The organism is Ruminiclostridium herbifermentans (genome assembly GCF_005473905.2).
Classification (GTDB): Bacteria; Bacillota; Clostridia; order Acetivibrionales; family DSM-1351; genus Ruminiclostridium; species Ruminiclostridium herbifermentans.
This window is the reverse complement of the sequence record NZ_CP061336.1, coordinates 4,119,618-4,137,157: the sequence shown is the minus strand read 5'-3', so window position 1 is coordinate 4,137,157 and position 17,540 is coordinate 4,119,618. Positions and strand designations below refer to the sequence as shown.

Genomic DNA, 17,540 nt, shown 5'->3' with positions numbered 1-17,540 from the left:
TTGTGGAAATGCGTATAAGATCAGTTTATAATGACAGAGGCATTTTGCCTATTGGATTATAATTCAAGTAAATTGAATAATTTTTTATATGTTTCACTGGACAATACATCACAAGACATTTCATACAAATCTTCATTGGATAAAAATACATCATCCGGTTTGGCGTGTGGCGAAAAATATTTAATAATAACCATTTGGATGACTAAATCGATTTCCATTTCGAAACCGTGCTGAGTTGCCTCAGAAAGTGAGTTGAATTGTTCATAAGAAACGCCATGCAGTATAAGCAATTCTTGAAAATGGTGGGAAAGATTTATTTTTTGTGCAACTTTTTTATAGGGATGGTTTTCGGTTTTGCAGTACTCAGAGTTCTTTTTCATACTGGGTAAAACATTCAAGCCTTGTCCTGTAAGCCAATAAGGGTTGACATTTAGCTGTTCACCAATCTTGTCGAGAATTTCTGGATTGATATATCCATCATGACGAGCACGACTGATTGTTCTTCTTGTTACGCCAATATAATAGTCTTTTTTGTCATCCGTAAGTTTGTTGATGCTTAGTTTTCTTTTTTTCAACGCCTCGTCTAAAATATTACAGTCAATAGGTACCTTTTCTATTTTTTTGCGACCCATAATTATCTCCTTTTAGTTGGGACATATATTGATTATTTGTCAACTATTAAATTTTAAAAATACTGCTATAATACATAGTATAAAGTGTTGTTTTAGAAAAATAAAGATGAGACATAAATATAAGGAGATTTTTTATGGATTGCGAAAAGAAGCTACACGAGAGGGAAGAGATGACAATAGCAGATACTTGGGCGATAGGTTTTTCGAAGGATGAAACAGTGGGGTTGCTTAAAATGATCATTCCTGCAGCAACTGTCTTGTTGATTGCTGCTGGTGCGTATAAGAATAACTATACGGCATCAGGGAAGTTTTTTGGATTAGAGTTCAATCTATGTCCACATAAATGACTCACAGGAACTATAGAAAATCTAACCTATTTATATATCAAAAATATAAAACAATGGTCATAGTTATTTTATGCAATACCAAAAAGCTGGTTAATCAATATAACTCATCTGTTATATTTGATGTGCCAGCTCGCCCTTTATGTATCGTGTGAAGGGTTTCAACTCCAGCAATAATCTAACAGGCGGAGCTGAAATTCTTAAAACCAAGCATAGAATTGGTGACTCGTTTGATGTGCCTGTGATCCTGTTCGATTATATTGTTTAGAGGTATTTGACCATGCGATGCTTTACTTTACAAGATAAATTACCACAATATTGTTCTTCTATAATAGCAACTTCTGTGGCGGTATATTTATAGATTTGATTTCATAAAGCATTTACTCATTACCAATAATAGGATATGATTTTAACATAGGTGTTGTAGAAGAGTCAAAAGTTTTTGCAACAGAACAAGATACAATAGTGGAAACAATTCAAGGCACATTGAGACGTGATTAGAACGTAGGAGATTAATCATTTTAAAATATGTTTATTAAGTTTCAATTTGGTGCCGAGTTTATCTTGTAAATACAAATTTTTTTAGGGAGGATGGATATGTCATTTTTTCAGCAGTATAAAAGACTTGACAATCTTTGCAAAGATTTGTTTCACAGCGACAAAGGAATTTCTACATATATAGAAAACATGGAAAAGTGTGGCTATAATGCATGGAGAATTGTCGGGTTTGATACGGATTTGCAGATGCTAAAGAGATACCGCCATATTAGAAACTTAATTGCACATGAAGATGATGCGAATGAATCAGATTATTGTGATAAATCGGATGAAGAATGGATTATTTATTTTCATGAGCGAATTATTCGTTGCGATGATCCACTAGCGTTGTATCGAAAAACCATTTATGCCCCAGCCGAAATCTCAAAAGCGGAAAAAGAGACCAATAAGCCTTCAACCCCAATTCCAATATATAAAGATAACCCTAATTCGTCGATAATTCCTCATGCCGTTGCTTTCGGATTTCTGATTGCAATTGTTGTGCTTTTTTGTATGTTTACCAAATGATGTAAGTGGAGGAACGCTCCCTTAAATTAATCACTTGGAGGATTTGAAAATGGAACAAGATAGAATTGTTGAGCTAATTAAAAATGCTGGAACTGATGCTTTCTTTGTCGGTGGTGCGAATGATGACCAAGTTGTTGAAATAGAAAAACAACTTAATATTCAACTGCCTAATAGCTATAAGTGGTTTTTGAAAAATTATGGTCATGGCAGTCTTAGTGGAGTTTTTATAATAGGCGTTGGTAAAGATAAATCACTGGTTTGTGTGAAAGAGACTGAAAGAAGAAGGGATTTAGGCTTGCCTAATAAATTTTTGGTAATCGAAAACTGTGATGAGTGGCAGTTCTGTCTTGATACTGGAAATATGAAAGATGGCGAATGCCCTATAGTGGAATGGGAAAAAGGAGTAACAGGAAAAAGGATATTTCAAAATTTCTACAAGTATATTATACAAAGATTTAGTGAATCGTTAGAAAATATGGGGAGATTCGATTTTTTAAAAGAATATATATTTGAGGACCCAAAGGACAAGGATATATGGAATAACAAAAATGTATTTTTTCGATTAAACCATAATGATATTCATGACTATGAAAGTAAGCTGGGGAGAAAATTTCCTCGTGAGCTTAAAGACTTCTTTGTAGAGGTTGGATATGGTTTTCTAAGATGTGATGTTAATGATTACATAAATAGAATTGACCTCAAGTAATTGACTTTAATAAACATAGCAAAATTAGTTTCAGCCATGTTTCTAAAATCCAGTTTCTATGCGGCTTTGGAGAGGGGGTCGTTTCCGACCCCCTAAAGCGACCCCCTTTTTAAATCAGAATAATTTCGCGTATTTCTATCATTTCCCTGCCTCAACACAGGAGGAAAGCAGGAACATCAGTGAAAATACACGCTGGGGATTAACAAGACGGTTTGAAAACGGAATCATATCCGTCAATCATACAAAATTTTTAGGGTATACCAAAGACAAAGATGGAAACCTTGTGATAGTGCCGGAAGAAGCTGTTATAGTGAAACGGATTTTTAGAGAATATCTGGAGGGCAAAAGCATAATTCAGATAGCCAAGGGACTAGAAGCAGACAGAATCAAAACAGTAACAGGGCTGGAGCACTGGCATCCTGGAACAATCGATGGAATGCTCTCCAATGAAAAATTCTGCGGAGATGCCTGTATGCAAAAAACCTACACTATAGATTTTCTGACAAAGAAGAAAGTAAAAAATGAAGGATATGCTCCGCAATACTATATTGAAGATAACCATGAGGCAATTATACCGAAGGAGTTATTCCATCAAGTACAGGTGGAGAAAGCAAGGCGGGCAAGCCTTAATAAAGCTGCAGTAACTAGAAAATCAAATAAAGCGAAAAAAGAAAAGAGCAAATACAGCTCCAAATATGTACTAACCGAACTTCTGGTGTGTGCAGAATGCGGTCATGCTTACCGCAGGCAGACCTGGTCAAAATATGGACAAAAAACAGCGGTATGGCGATGCGAGGATAGGCTGAAAAGCGGAACAAGCTCCAAATGCAAAAACTCCCCAACCTTGAAGGAAGAGCAACTCCACGATGCAATAATGAAAGCCATCAACAAAGTAGTAGAAAACAACGGAGACTTTATCAAAACATTTCGTGAGAATGTTATCCGGGTAATAGGAAACTACAGCACCGGGGGAATTACAACCGAATATGATGCCCAAATCGAGGAACTGCAAAAGCAGATGCTGAAGCTCATCGAAGACAATGCAAAACAAGGAGCTGTAAGCGATGATTTTGACAATGCCTACAAACACATATCAGATCAGATAAACGAACTAAAAAAGGCAAAAATACAGCATGTACAAGCACAGAAAAAGGCAGAGAACTACCAACAAAGAGTAGAGGCACTGGACAAAGCCATAACCACGGTAAACCCACAAGTGCGAGACTTCGACCAAGAGCTTGTGAAAAGGCTGATTAACTCAATCAGAGTCTCCAAAGGAATGAAAATAGAAATACAGTTTCACTCTGGGATTGTTATGACGGAGGAAGTGGAGTGCTATGAGGATTAAAACGGAAGGCGCAATACGTAATTTTAGTAGGAATAACCATTACCGTAACTGCCAGTACAGCAGCTGCGGTTTTTCTATGTTTAGCAACAACACTTTGTGATAGCAGCAACTGTTTTAATATCATTATAAATAGGAAGTGGAGAAAGAAGATGACAACAGAAGAATTATATGAATTACAGGAAGATGGAAATCTAGGATATGCCTGTGTATATAAAAAAGGCGATAATGGAATGCATACTGATTATATGTTTCCAATGACTGCAGAGAACATTGCAAACTTTATTGGAAATAATGCTTATACTGCAGATAAGATTATCATGACAGATATGTGTGACAGGCTGATTTGTGAATCTATATATGGTGGGTTTATAATGACCTGTCCGAATCAGAAACTGTGCAGAGACATTATTCCTCACTTAGCACCCATACAGCAGGGAGAGAAAGAACCAAAGGACTTCCCCATTGCAACCAAAGAGGAAATGGAGGCATTATGGCATTCAGAAGAAGAGGCAGTAATGCAGGCTGAATTTAGGATGTTGTAATTTGTAAACTTACTCTTATTTAAGCCTCTTATTTAAGGGTATTGTTAATTCTATTCAATTGAGGTACAACTTATGGCTTTAATGATGAATAATGAAAATTATGAGTGTTCAAGAAAAACAAAAGTTTTACTTTTTGTAAAATGGAATAGAATATTTCGCTGCGATAGATTGCAACTTGGAACCTTTTCTAAATTCTATTAAAATGGATAGTATATGGTGTTCCGCTTGAAAAGACACCAACAGAATAGCAGGGATGCAAGAAATAGTAGAACCACGCGGAGCTATTACCGAATTACGCTATGAGTGTGAAATTAATTAAAGTATATAAGTAAATGAAAAAGAGATAACTTGAAGTAGCATTATTTCACTTTGAGTTGCCCTTTTTCTAAGCAAAAACATTTATAAATATTAGTAAAAATAGCTCAAAAAGTAAGTGAACGGGTACTATTACCTATAGATGGATATAGTTTTAACGTATTATAAGAAGTGAAAAATTATCTGCAGCAGAACAAAAGCAAACTCTACGTCTTAAACTTATAGGGGAAGGAGAAATTGGTGAATATAATCAAAATAAAACTAGATTAGTGAAAATATGTAAATAAATGAAAAAACATTTGGGTTGACTAAAAAATTTACTATTGTTATCATAAATGTAATTTGCATGCAAACAATATCAAAATAAGTAAAATATAATTCTATTATAGTAAACTTTCTGAACTGGAATTACTATATAGTAAGAACCAAGGGTGCATTCTAGATAGTACCATAAATTATATATTACATAAAACTATGGAGGTTTATATGAAAAAAATTAGTATGCTAGTTATGATTGCAATTTTAGCATCTACGTTATTAGCAACTTCTTCAATACCAGCATTGGCTGAAGATGTTGAGTTTAGCACGGTTCAGGATAATAGCGATATCAGCCAAACAATTACAGAAAAAGGTATAGCTCTTTCTGTCGAAGACTTTAACAAGGCAATGACTGGTCCAGAATCTGAAAGACAGCCAAAGGAAAGTTGTAGCAGTTATAAGACTGTAGATTTACAAATCAAGAATCTAAATTTAAATGGTAGTACGATTTCTTTTGATGCAAATGCAAAATATTCAGGTGAAAAGAGTGATATTTCAGCATCTGGTAGTCTTTATGCAGGTTTTAAAGCCCAAAATGGTATGAACAGTATTGTTGGAAATCTTGAAGATTTAACTGGAAACTTTAAAATATTACTTTTTGAAATATTTAATGATAGTTCAAAAGATAATCTATTAGTAAAAAATGAAATAAATGAAAAGCCTCATTTGAAAATGTATCTATTAGATTCTAATAAAGATATTCTTTTTTTTGAAATAGAGCTTCCTAAGGTATTAGAACAACTAAATGCTAATGCATTTTCTGAAGGGGATTCTAAAAATGATTTATATTGGTTTACAGAGCTTGCTAAGCCTACAGAAATAAAAAATATTTCTACAGACAAAGAGATAATGCAAAAGCTTGGAATACCAACAACTAAAAAAAGAGCACTAGGTGGTTATTCAACTTGGGCAAATCCAACTACATACTATAAAGCTTTCTATGTAGGAAATGATTATACGCAGTGTTATTCACTACCATATCTTGAGTATAAGCATGTTAATGTAGCTTCACAAGATTCAACATGGACAGCTGCTTTTAAGGTTGCAGAGCATACACAGGTTGGTAATTATACTTATTATGGAAATAATGTTTTTTCTTATAGAAATCTTCAAATTAACTTTGGATGTGGAGACAAGTCAACCTTTGTTCGCACTTTCCAAGAAGGAAGAATGTATGATTATACTTCGTATATAAAAGGAATTAAAAGCTTATATGATACAATAACTGCATCGTTAGGTAAAAAAGTAGTATCAACTTTACCGTATGGTTCGACTTTGAATACGATACTTGGCTATTTTAATACGTTAACATCTCAATCAGGAGAAGTTACACTCGGAGGTGGGGCAGTATCTCTATCCGATAGAAAAACTGTTGCCGTTGGTCAGAAATTAGCTAAATATGAGTTTGAAGAGTGTACAGATCATGGTGGACAAATCCTCAACGGAGATTATTATATTTATCAAGCTCTCCTTCAGTACGAAAGTACTTCTGGTACATCGGTGAGTACAGTAGGTGCTCTTCAGTTAAAATTTGACGTGTACGACAAGTCTGTACCTTCGACAACATCAGTTTCACAGAATTTCCAACTCAATTATACAGCAATTCCTTAGTTCTGATAGCACAGAGTAGAATATAGTTTTCTGCTCTGTGCTATTATTTATAATAATAGAAATATATCAAAATATAGTAATTTTAAAATCACATAATATATTAGGTCTAAATCTGCTTGATAGTAATTGTTAATGAATTGTAACTTGAATAACATTAGCTATTATAGTAAAATATATACAATAAATTGCATTCAAAATGTTTGAGGATATGGGGGATATTAACAATGGTAAAACTCAGCAGCAAAAAATCGACTATTATTTGTGTAGTAATGGCTATATTTCTTTTAATATCAATAATAAATAGTGTTTATTTAAATATGCAGAACCAAAAATTAAAAAAAGAAGATGTACGACAAATGTACGCTGAATGGTATGAAGTACGTCGCCTGTCTGAGGTTGTAGATAAATACATTAATAGCGGTGGTAATGATGGAAAGAAATATGCATTATTTGTAAATCATATATGTTATCATTTTGGTTCAGCAGTAAGTGTAAGTGAATTAAAGGTTAATATGCATAATTTGCTGACTTTATCATATGATCCTCTGTTTTCTAATTTAGCAAATGTAGAAGAAACTTTAAATAGAGAAAAAGCGACAGAGTTATTGAAAAGTATGAATAGCGACTTATTAACTATAAGCAAAAATATTATGGAAATAAATGAAGAGGAAAAAGAAGAGCTTCTAGACCGATCATCATCAAAGTATAATGACGTGAATGCTAGAGTAAAGGATTTATCTAATAAATATAATAAGTTAGTTGATGATTACTTCAGAACTTATACAAAATAAAATAAGTTTATTATATTAATCATTAGTTGGTTTAAGTATTAAGTAAAATAAAACAAATTTTATAAGAGATTTATAAATATCGTTGTATACTTGTGCAACTATGAAAAAGTAATAAGAAGAGATAGTATGTGCGCTGTGCTGTATTGTTTACATAATTACTAAGTTAATTAATGCTTGAATTGCTAATGAATAAAAATTGTTTCGGAGGTAAAAATGAAAATAAAGTCACGGCTTGCACTTTTACTATGCGGTATGATGCAAATAATTTTATTTTTTTCTTTAACAGTAAATATATTTGCAGAAGAATCAATTTGCCCTATAAAAGGTGAGGCTCTTTTAATAGGCTTAACGAGTATTGACCCAATGGAATATGGAACTGATGGCACAGATGGATGCTGGGGGTGCGAAAATGATGTGGATTTGATGAATAATATTCTTTCATCAAATGGCTTTAATGTCTCACAACTCTTAACTCAAAGCGCAACTCATGATAATATTTTGAGTCGTATCAATCAAATTAAAGGCACTCTTTATGCGGGAGATACGTTTGTAATCTATTTTTCAGGACATGGTGAACAAGTAGCTGACAGCAATGGTGATGAAACAGATGGTCTAGATGAAACGCTAGTTGCATATGATAAGGAAATTATAGATGATGAATTAGATACGATATGGAGAACTTTCCCTATTGGGGTGAAAATAGTTATGATTAGTGACAGTTGTCATTCGGGTACGGCATATAAATCTACAATGAATCAACGTGCATTAGTTGATACAAGTACGATGGATGCTTCCTTGATACATATCAGTGGTTGCCGAGATAATCAGTTTTCAAATGGTGATTGGGATAATGGAATATTTACAAAAGCACTTGGAGACGTATGGGATAACGGCAGTTTTAATGGAAACTATCAAACTTTATGTGAACAAATAAATTCAAGAATAAATGATTCTGAACAAATATCAGAGTATCATGAATATGGTAATGTTCTTGATAATTATAGATGTGAAAAACCATTTACTATTAATAAGACTCCAGTTCAAGTCTCATCATTCAATGATTTAAAAGAAGGCGATCAAATTCTTTTTAAATGTCTAGGCGATATTTCTGGAAATAGATGGCTTGATGGGCGTACTGCTGATTCTACAGTAGGTCTATCTTCGCAAACAGGAGGAAAATACACTGGCTCACATTGGAGCATTTATAAATTCCAATAAATAATAAAAATTTTATTCAACAATTTATAAAAGAACTGAACACTTTTTCTATCAATATGCATAAGCCAAATATAAAGCAACCAATTATAAACTTATCCTCTACTTGAAGCTAATATTCAACTGGAGGATTTTTATATAACTAACTTTTAATCTGCCTATTCTATAAATCCATAAAAGAATTAAAACTAATAACTTTTGGTTCTGGTGCAAAATGAATTCTGTGATCTTATAACAGTAAAATTTTGAGAAAGAGGAAACTAAATTGTCACAGAATCTATACAAGTGGAAGCACTTTTTCTGGTGATGAGGATATTGATTCTGATGTATTTGCACCAGAACCTAAGACATTAAGTATAAATATTAATAAATTAAAAGAGAGCATTAAGTATGAAAAATTTTTATTTCATTATTCTTTTAATCTCCATTTACATTATGACTATAGTTAGTGGGTGCTATAGTGATTCACGTCAGGACAGGGAAGCTAAAAATAGTGGTCAAGTTAGTGAAAAGGTTAATGAAGATATGAGAAGAAATATGATGATGACTTAAAGATTATTGAAAAGTGTGGAGCAACTTATTATTCAGAATATGCATTTGGGGTAAATGGAAACAGAGCTAAAGGTAAAATTGGAGGATACTATGGTGCGTTTGAAATTTGGAATTTAAATGTAAAAGAGGATGGGAAAATTACCATAAACAACAATTGCAAATTCAATGGAGGAAAATTTAAGGTGGTTCTAGTTACTCTTGATAAAAAGTTAGAAAAATTATTTGAGTATTCTGAAAGTGGTGAAGCTCAGAAAGAGGTTATTACAATATATGTAAACAGAGGTGAAAACAAAATAATAAAGGTTGGTTATGATGCAGATGTAGACATTGATATTTCGCTTGATGCTGATAGACTGTAGGACAATGCTTTTGTAACCGTCAAATAGTTTTGCATTTTGAAATTTTACTAAGGTATTAATTTGTAATATAGCATCTAAAGGATAGATACTTGCCATGTAATAATTAAACCCATATAATTAGATAATGTTTAGTGATAATTTTATTTTTATGGGTGAAGGACTAATATGAAACTTAATTTAGATACTATTATTGGGATATTAGAAAAAGAAAAAATTCTATATTTGGCAACAACAAATAATCAATTTCCGGATAATTCTGCTGTATGTTTTGCATATGATCAAAATTTGCATCTTTATTTTGGAAGTTATTCGGATACTTTAAAGTGCATTAACATTAAAAAAAATCCTTATGTAGCAATATGTGTTGGAACTTTACAAATTCAGGGGCTTGTTAGAATGATTCAATATGGCAGTGAAGAATATAAAAATAAAAGAGAATTTTATGATAAGCGTTTTCCTAAGTATAAATCAGTATTTGAAAAGATTTGTAATGAATTATATGAAATAAGCCCTCTTGTAATTTGGAACTATAACACATCTTTAGGGGAGATGAATAGGGATGAACTAGTATTTGATGAAGAATATTATCAAGCAATATCACCATATAAATTTCATAAATATAATGAGAGATCATAAGCTAAGCTAAAATATCACTAGTTTCTAATGAAATTGTACCGAATAAAGCCTTCAATACAAACTTGGTTTTTGAAGGTTTTATTGCTTACAATTTAATTAGGATTGTACAGCATAATGCTAGTGCCAAATTACCATATAAACGATAGTGGTAGGCAGTAAGGGGTGAATCTTCACGACATCATTTTTGTATACTCAAGGCGACGTTAAGGTGGTAACACAGCATATGAAGGAGTGAAACGACTGAAGAAGATGGTGTACCACCCATGCAAGGCTTGCCCAAGATGAGGAGTAAAGCGAGTTAGATTAGTCGCAAGCTACTGCTTGAAACTATAATTCTGATGACGAAATGTGGTTCGGAGGGCAATGAATCTTTTATATTAGAGTAACTCAGGCTCCTTATGGAGGTCACACAGTGAAACATTTTTTAAAGCTAGTTTTATGTAATGGAGGTTGATTTATGAGTGACAAGGGTAAAGAATTTGAAGAACTTGTCCATTATGTATACGCAAGTCTACTAAAGATGGAAGAGAGAAATGCAATTATAAGTAAAAATGTAATAATTAGAGGAAATGATAATACAAATAATGAATTTGATGTTTATTATGAATTTAAAAAAGTAGGCATACCACATAGAGTGGCTATTGAATGCAAAAACCATAGCCGTCCTATAGAGAGGATGTATATTCACAATTTCGCAGGAAAGCTTGAGTCTGTAGCTCCCATGCAGGGAGTAATGATTTCAGTATCGGGTTATCAGGAAGGAGCTTATGAGATTGCTAAAAAGAAGGGTATAATCCTTTTAGAAGAAAAGGATTTGCCACGCTTTAATGAAATTTTAGCTGAGCAATTTAAATTTGTATTTCTGCCTGATGAGAATGCTTCTGGAGAACCTTTCTGGACACTTATGGAAATAGAAAATGGTGAGAACAATGGAAACTATGTGTGTATGCCTTCAAACGCTGAATATGATTTTATCATCCCATTATTTATTAGTAAAAAAGTTGCAGAAACTTTTAAACAGAAATACTATGGCAACAGAGAATGTGCTGTTAGAGGCATAAGGAGAGAACAGCTTTTCGGGCTTGTTGAATTTACAAAAATCCACAATATCATATTTTGGCTTGTATTATCACAACCTGAAGAAGATGGATTCGATTATTTTATCTTGACTACTGAAAAACTAAGGAAGAATTACCTATAGTGAAACAAAGGACAAGTGTAGGTTAAATATATATTTCGACGGAAAATATCTTGAATAAACTAGGGTATTTAGATAATCAGCTTTTCCTAATGAATGAAGACAATAGAGATTCATGTGATTGAAATTACTAAATGGTTAAAAATGAGTAAGTAGTGAATGCATATACTTGTTTTGAGATTTTATATTAGCCTAAATCAGGCTCCTTATGGAAGTCATACAGTGACGGCTAAGGGTGTTATAAGATATTCTACGGTAAACAGGTACAATACTACATTAAACTATGACTTTGCATGGATAGATGATCATTGGGCTGTAACTTCTGGCCACATATTTGAGTATTACATATGGTAATGATACTTGGTATACAACTGCTATAAAAGTTAATAAATAAAAATTATAACACTTTGAATTAACTAGAGAATACAATTGAGATATTCTAGTGAGTTCAACTATGAATTCTTGATTTTTGTAACTACTCAAATTATTTAATAGAAATTACATTAGAGATTGTAATATAGTAATATATTTATTTTAGATAGATATCGGAGGGGACTATGAAATCAAAAATTAAAATTCTACCAATGATATTGGCTATAGTTTGTATTTGCAGTTCATGTGGTAATGGCAAAAATAACATACAAATTACAAATGGTAGTGCTTTTTTAATTGAACAAAATACATTTAAATTGTATCTTACAATTGCAAATAAAGCAGAACAAACCTCAGAGCTGTTTAAAGTTAAAATAAAAATAAATAATCCAATATTATCGACTGCACTTGGATTTTATGAAAAGGACTTAACAGAATCTGATAGATCTAAATCTCCATTTGTGGTTGAATCATATAAAGAAATTACTATAGATCAATCTTTTCCTTTAAATCAGGACATTGATGATTCTTTAATAGGTGATAATGTTGATAATAGTGATAATATTCCTTCAGTTCAAGTAGAGATTATTGCTGATGATTTTACTAATACTTTTCCGTTAGATAAGTTTTAACCTAAATAAAGTATGTGTTGAAATTAATAAGTAGAAATTAGCATTGGCTAACACGAGTTATTTGTTTTAGAAATAAGACAACCCCGTCTATAGGGGTAAAACATAATAATATGGTTTGGGTTGCTTTTGCATATACAAAGACAACAGGGATCCATAATATTGTTGGTGATGACGTAAATAAATTCGAATAAACAAACTCTTGTTGTTCTTGATGTGGCTGTTAATGTTAATAGAGAGTACACAGATGAAGACCTTTAATGTTTTTTTAAGAATACAAATATACTTAATAGTGTTAAAACGGGTACTAGGAAAGTAACCATAGTTATGAAGTATTAGTTAAAGCAACTTTCTAAAGTATGTTAACAATATTTTAAGCAAACATAAGTATCACATTTTAATGTATAAAGGATAACAATTATAGACTTATTCAATATAATATAATACTTTATAATTTTGCTTTTAAATATGAGAGAAACGTTTGGAATTTCCATCATTCAAAAGGGATATTAGACGTACAAGTATTTAATATGAATTTTATTACATAGAACAAAATAAGTGAAGAGGTATGTAAATGATATACAACTGGCAAAGGAAGTGGAAATTAATTGGAAATGAAGATAAATTAGAAGAATCATTTCATAATATAAACAAATATAGATGTTTAATACTACTCGGTGAACCAGGTAGTGGTAAATCTACGGAATTGGAAAAAATGTATAATGATTCTAATTTATCAATTTTTGTTGATTTAAGAGGTGTAAATTCTTCAGCAGATCTTAAGGTTAAAATTCTAGTTGATAACAAAGATTTAGACAGCCTAAGTGAATTTTATATCTATTTAGATGCTTTTGATGAAGCAGTTTTAAATTATAAAGATATTGGAGATTCGTTACTAAAATTACTAAAAAACTTTGGCGTGAACCTAAAAAAAGTCTTTCTTAGAATAACATGCCGTACAGGGATATGGCTAGATTATCTTGAAGATGAGTTTTCAAAATTGTGGTGTAAAGATGAAGTGAAAAAATATATGCTTTGCGCACTTTCAGATGATGATATTAAGAACTCACTTGATGCAGAAAAAATTGAGTACGAAAAGTTTTATGAAGAAGCGATTAACAAAAATGTATATTCTCTTATGAAAATACCGGTAACAATGAAGTTCTTAATTGATGAATATAAAGTCGATCAAAGTTTCTCTAATTCAAAGAAAAATTTGTATGAAAACGGATGTATAAAACTTATCGAGGAGCCAAATAAAAGTAAACGTCAAAAACTTGAGCTTGTTGATGAATATGATTTTAATGATAGATTTTATACTGCAAAAGTAATTGCAGCATTAACTATTTTATGTGGTACAAAATATATTAGTCATAATATGGTCAAAGGCTATGAAAATTTAATTTCTAGTGAAATAAGTGATTTATTTTCAATTTATAAGAAAAACATTAATTCTGTCTTGAAGACGGCGATATTTAAATCTGGAAATTATGGCTATGAATGGACTCATCTTTCTTATGCAGAGTTCTTGGCTGCTAACTTCATTAATGAATCATTTGATTTTGAAAAGATAATTGCACTTATTAAACACAATTATTCCGAAGAGAAAAAAACGATACCTCAATTACATGCATTAGTCGGTTGGTTAATCTCGATTAACGATAAGGTGTTTGACTGGGTTTTTAATAATGATTTTGACATTATACTTTTGGGCGAATTATCTTCAATTGATAATAAAAAGAAAGCTAATATAGTAGAAAGATTTATTACTTCTGATAATAATTGTGGTACTAGATATTTCAAGTATTCTATTATTGAACAATTACAATGTGAGGAGACAGAAAAAGTAATAAAGAGATTCCTTTTGGGCGGTTATTACACATCTACATATAAAAATTACAAGGTAATCCAGTTCTCTCAAACACTTAAAATTAAGTATTCATTTGATGAGTTGCTTATGGGGATGGCTCATGGAGATAATAATATTTCAAGCTATTTTTGTAATAAGTATTTAGAATATGGCAACGATGAACTACTAACTAGATTAGCAAATATTTTGAATGATAGGATTCAAAAGGAAAGAAAACTGAACCTTATGCCAAGCCTTAGATTTAAGATATATGAAATGTTATATCCAAAATATATTTCATTACAAGAAAAGTTAGACTTAATGTGTAAACTGCTTGACGAAGATAATTTTTATTTTGAATCAACGTTTAAAGAATCGGCATCAAAGTATAGCAAAGACGAGATTCATGAAGCAATAGAATACTGCGAGAAAGTTGAGTTAAGTCCAAAATCAAAAAGAACCGAAGCTGTCGTGTGTCATATTATATTTACAGCCTTGTTATTCAATAATGATATTCAAGAGCAAATAAAAGTATTAATAATTAAGTATTTAGAATGTTATAAGAGCTTCATTTGTTTACCAGAAGATAGTCAAGTACGCAGAAGACTATTGAAATTTATAATTGAATTAAAATATGATTTTAAGAAGGTTGAATTAAATGATTTATATAGTAATATCCTAAAAGAAGATGATATTGATTGGATACGCGACCAATCTGAAAAAGGAGAATCATATTATGACGAAATAAGTACAATATATCAAAAAAAGTATAGTAAGGAAGAAAATGTCATTAAATTAATTGAAAATCCTGTAAAGTTAAAAGAAATTATTAAGGAATCTCAAAATGATAAGAACTACAACGTATGGATGAATTTTATTAAACTTGTTTTTATTGATGAAGTCGATATTTTTGAAAAATTACTTTCATGCTGGGAAGATGATTATATTACAGAAAGAATAGAAAAACTATTAGGAAATGAAGACATAATGTCGGATATTATTACCCTATCTGTTGATTATTTAGAAAACTATAATGTGTTGTCAAGCTATAAAAGACACAATATATCGTTGGAATATGATGTATCACTGATTTGCTACTATATTTTGAGTGTTTCCAAGTCAGATTCTAAAATAGTTGATCTGATTAAGGTTTATCGGAAATGGATGTGTGCAATTCTATTTGAGAATAAATTTACAAATATACATAAAGAACTATTTTGTAAATTTATCACGATTGATAAAAAGTACGTACTAAACTGGTTATTTAAGCAAGAAATATTAGATAGTGAAGATTTTGATGTAAAATATTCACTTATACTTATTATCAGAAATTGCTTAGATGAGTTTATTGAGAATGAAATATTAAAAAATTTCAACAAATATAAGAGCAATGAGTTTTTGTGCTATGTTCTTCTTGTGAACTTACTAATAAATAATAGCAAGAAGGCAAAGGCGTTTGTTGAAGAGTATATATTAAAGTTCGATAACAGCTTGAATTCATATGATACCGAGTATAAGTCGGTTGTTGCAGCTTATATTTTTGGCCAAATGAATTTTGATTGGAAATTGGTTTGGAAAAAAATACCTAATAATGAAATCAAGTATGATATCCTGTTGTATATCGCTCAGAAAGCTTCTAGCCATGGGTTTTATGATAGTAATAATATTAATAATTTTACAAATAATAATTTGATTTCAGAAAATCAATATGCAAAGTTCTATATTTGGATCGATGTAAACGCAAATAAAACAAGTAAGAGAGATCCATTAAATTCGTATATTAACCGAATAAAAGAATCAATCTTGTATAATTTGAAGAAAAGAAATTCTAAAGAGTCAAGAGAAGCAATTAAATATATATGGAAAAGTTGTTACAATGAATATATAGTTCAAGATTTGTGGAAAGAAATTGAGTACGAATACTTAAAGGAACGATGGATTCCATTAAAAATTAACGAGATTAGTGCAATGTATCACAACAAGCAAAAGACACTAATTAGGAATGGAGCTGACTTGTTAAATGAAATTACAAATTCATTAGAACGATTCAACAAGCGTATGAATGGGAGTAAATCAATAAAGCATCTGTTATGGAATGAGTCTAATTCTACTTTTACACATAAAAATGAACATGCTTTATCAAATTTGATTGCGTTTCATCTTGAGTATGACTTGAAAGAGACAGGTGTATTTGTTGACAGAGAAGTAGAAATAAGACCCAAACAGGGAACGGATGGAAGTGAAAAACCTGACATCGTTGTACAGATGAAATCAGGTTTAAATATTCACAAAAATGTAATCATATATATTGAAGTGAAAGGTTCGTGGCATGCAGAAGTTTCTACTTCAATGGAATCACAACTAATTAACAAGTACATGAAAAATAAATCTAAATATGGTATTTATGTAGTTGGGTGGTATGGAGAGAAAGCATCATCGATTAAAAACAATGAGTATTCTGAAATAGTGGATGAATTTAAGTCACAGGCAAAAGAATTAACTGACAAGTATAAAGTTATGGTTAATACTTCGGTAATAGATGTCTCCATTAATACTTAATTCGTTGGCAAATAATTATCCTTGCACTAAGAGTAATGGGATTGATGTTGACTAGATTTGATAAATAGATTATAAAGAGGGAGACCTGCTATGAAAAATTTAAAAATGTAAAAATTATTCGTTTGCGTAGAGTGCAATGTTGGTTTTTGATGGCTCAGACCCGTACTGATTTTCGGTCGGGTCTTGGATGAATTCTAGTTATGAAATGAGTTTATAGAAATCAAAGAAAATTAAATCCGGATTAATTATGGAAAAAGACTTTATCAAGACAATTGAATAATTGTTCAGAATAAAGCTCTCAAACCACAACATGTTTGAAAGTTTTATTGCGCACAATTTTTACTTACTGGTAAAGTTGTAGCAGCACTTCAAAGTGCCTGACAGAAATGATATACTTCTAATCATAAAGAGCGGAGGTTAAGATTCGAAAAAGCGGATCATTATAACCTGTTTTTAGAGAAAAATACCCCTCCGCCAAGGAACAAATAGGTCTTCACGA

15 protein-coding genes and 1 pseudogene are annotated in these 17,540 nt (G+C 31.4%); 14 read left to right on the top strand and 2 right to left on the bottom strand.

Translation table 11 applies throughout. The annotated features are described in order from the left end of the window. Positions 1–56 precede the first annotated feature (56 nt). Positions 57–632 (bottom strand): helix-turn-helix domain-containing protein, encoded by a 576-nt coding sequence (locus EHE19_RS16910; protein ID WP_137698981.1) that lies wholly within the window; start codon positions 630–632, stop codon positions 57–59. A 134-nt stretch (positions 633–766) separates the two neighbouring features. Between EHE19_RS16910 and EHE19_RS16905 the strand changes: the two genes are divergently transcribed. Continuing rightward, the gene (locus tag EHE19_RS16905; protein WP_137698982.1) at positions 767–979 is read left to right on the top strand and encodes a hypothetical protein; all 213 of its coding nucleotides are present in this window, start codon (positions 767–769) and stop codon (positions 977–979) included. 178 nt (positions 980–1,157) lie between these two features. Here EHE19_RS16905 and EHE19_RS16900 read toward each other — a convergent pair. Beyond that, a pseudogene (locus tag EHE19_RS16900) lies at positions 1,158–1,244 on the bottom strand (IS6 family transposase); the annotation flags it as partial. 329 nt (positions 1,245–1,573) lie between these two features. Here EHE19_RS16900 and EHE19_RS16895 point away from each other — a divergent pair. The 13 genes from EHE19_RS16895 (at position 1,574) to EHE19_RS16830 (ending at position 17,041) form a co-directional block, all read left to right on the top strand. Beyond that, positions 1,574–2,041 carry a DUF6548 family protein gene (locus EHE19_RS16895; RefSeq protein WP_137698983.1) on the top strand — a complete coding sequence of 156 codons (468 nt, stop codon included), beginning with the start codon at positions 1,574–1,576 and terminating at the stop codon, positions 2,039–2,041. A 49-nt stretch (positions 2,042–2,090) separates the two neighbouring features. After that, positions 2,091–2,747: an SMI1/KNR4 family protein gene (locus EHE19_RS16890; RefSeq protein WP_137698984.1), complete on the top strand. Its 657-nt coding sequence runs from the start codon at positions 2,091–2,093 to the stop codon at positions 2,745–2,747. A 283-nt stretch (positions 2,748–3,030) separates the two neighbouring features. Continuing rightward, a complete protein-coding gene (locus tag EHE19_RS16885) occupies positions 3,031–4,095 on the top strand; it encodes a recombinase family protein (protein ID WP_342343329.1) in 1,065 nt (354 codons plus the stop codon). Positions 4,096–4,244: 149 nt separating this feature from the next. Continuing rightward, entirely contained in the window at positions 4,245–4,637 is a 393-nt protein-coding gene (locus tag EHE19_RS16880; RefSeq protein WP_137698985.1) for a resolvase, read from the top strand. 801 nt (positions 4,638–5,438) lie between these two features. Next, a complete protein-coding gene (locus EHE19_RS16875) occupies positions 5,439–6,881 on the top strand; it encodes a hypothetical protein (RefSeq protein WP_137698986.1) in 1,443 nt (480 codons plus the stop codon). A 224-nt stretch (positions 6,882–7,105) separates the two neighbouring features. Continuing rightward, positions 7,106–7,672, top strand: a complete 567-nt coding sequence (locus tag EHE19_RS16870; RefSeq protein WP_137698987.1) for a hypothetical protein — start codon at positions 7,106–7,108, stop codon at positions 7,670–7,672. Between the two features lie 213 nt (positions 7,673–7,885). Further along, positions 7,886–8,890 (top strand): caspase family protein, encoded by a 1,005-nt coding sequence (locus EHE19_RS16865; protein WP_137698988.1) that lies wholly within the window; start codon positions 7,886–7,888, stop codon positions 8,888–8,890. A 731-nt stretch (positions 8,891–9,621) separates the two neighbouring features. Then, positions 9,622–9,798 (top strand): hypothetical protein, encoded by a 177-nt coding sequence (locus tag EHE19_RS16855; RefSeq protein WP_171003648.1) that lies wholly within the window; start codon positions 9,622–9,624, stop codon positions 9,796–9,798. A gap of 165 nt (positions 9,799–9,963) precedes the next feature. Then, entirely contained in the window at positions 9,964–10,434 is a 471-nt protein-coding gene (locus tag EHE19_RS16850) for a pyridoxamine 5'-phosphate oxidase family protein (protein WP_137698989.1), read from the top strand. 457 nt (positions 10,435–10,891) lie between these two features. Continuing rightward, positions 10,892–11,635, top strand: coding sequence for a restriction endonuclease (locus tag EHE19_RS16845; RefSeq protein ID WP_137698990.1), 744 nt, complete (start codon positions 10,892–10,894; stop codon positions 11,633–11,635). A gap of 156 nt (positions 11,636–11,791) precedes the next feature. After that, positions 11,792–11,986: a hypothetical protein gene (locus EHE19_RS16840; protein WP_137698991.1), complete on the top strand. Its 195-nt coding sequence runs from the start codon at positions 11,792–11,794 to the stop codon at positions 11,984–11,986. 203 nt (positions 11,987–12,189) lie between these two features. Then, positions 12,190–12,636, top strand: coding sequence for a hypothetical protein (locus EHE19_RS16835; protein ID WP_137698992.1), 447 nt, complete (start codon positions 12,190–12,192; stop codon positions 12,634–12,636). A gap of 571 nt (positions 12,637–13,207) precedes the next feature. Continuing rightward, positions 13,208–17,041 carry an NACHT domain-containing protein gene (locus tag EHE19_RS16830; RefSeq protein WP_137698993.1) on the top strand — a complete coding sequence of 1,278 codons (3,834 nt, stop codon included), beginning with the start codon at positions 13,208–13,210 and terminating at the stop codon, positions 17,039–17,041. The last annotated feature ends 499 nt before the right edge of the window (positions 17,042–17,540 follow it).

Bases quoted from the DNA above. Each gene is read 5' to 3' on its own strand.
- EHE19_RS16835 (WP_137698992.1), top strand. From the start codon at position 12,190: ATGAAATCAAAAATTAAAATTCTACCAATGATATTGGCTATAGTTTGT.
- EHE19_RS16830 (WP_137698993.1), top strand. From the start codon at position 13,208: ATGATATACAACTGGCAAAGGAAGTGGAAATTAATTGGAAATGAAGAT.
- EHE19_RS16895 (WP_137698983.1), top strand. From the start codon at position 1,574: ATGTCATTTTTTCAGCAGTATAAAAGACTTGACAATCTTTGCAAAGAT.
- EHE19_RS16880 (WP_137698985.1), top strand. From the start codon at position 4,245: ATGACAACAGAAGAATTATATGAATTACAGGAAGATGGAAATCTAGGA.
- EHE19_RS16840 (WP_137698991.1), top strand. From the start codon at position 11,792: ATGCATATACTTGTTTTGAGATTTTATATTAGCCTAAATCAGGCTCCT.
- EHE19_RS16845 (WP_137698990.1), top strand. From the start codon at position 10,892: ATGAGTGACAAGGGTAAAGAATTTGAAGAACTTGTCCATTATGTATAC.
- EHE19_RS16905 (WP_137698982.1), top strand. From the start codon at position 767: ATGGATTGCGAAAAGAAGCTACACGAGAGGGAAGAGATGACAATAGCA.
- EHE19_RS16850 (WP_137698989.1), top strand. From the start codon at position 9,964: ATGAAACTTAATTTAGATACTATTATTGGGATATTAGAAAAAGAAAAA.
- EHE19_RS16890 (WP_137698984.1), top strand. From the start codon at position 2,091: ATGGAACAAGATAGAATTGTTGAGCTAATTAAAAATGCTGGAACTGAT.
- EHE19_RS16875 (WP_137698986.1), top strand. From the start codon at position 5,439: ATGAAAAAAATTAGTATGCTAGTTATGATTGCAATTTTAGCATCTACG.
- EHE19_RS16865 (WP_137698988.1), top strand. From the start codon at position 7,886: ATGAAAATAAAGTCACGGCTTGCACTTTTACTATGCGGTATGATGCAA.
- EHE19_RS16870 (WP_137698987.1), top strand. From the start codon at position 7,106: ATGGTAAAACTCAGCAGCAAAAAATCGACTATTATTTGTGTAGTAATG.
- EHE19_RS16910 (WP_137698981.1), bottom strand. From the start codon at position 632: ATGGGTCGCAAAAAAATAGAAAAGGTACCTATTGACTGTAATATTTTA.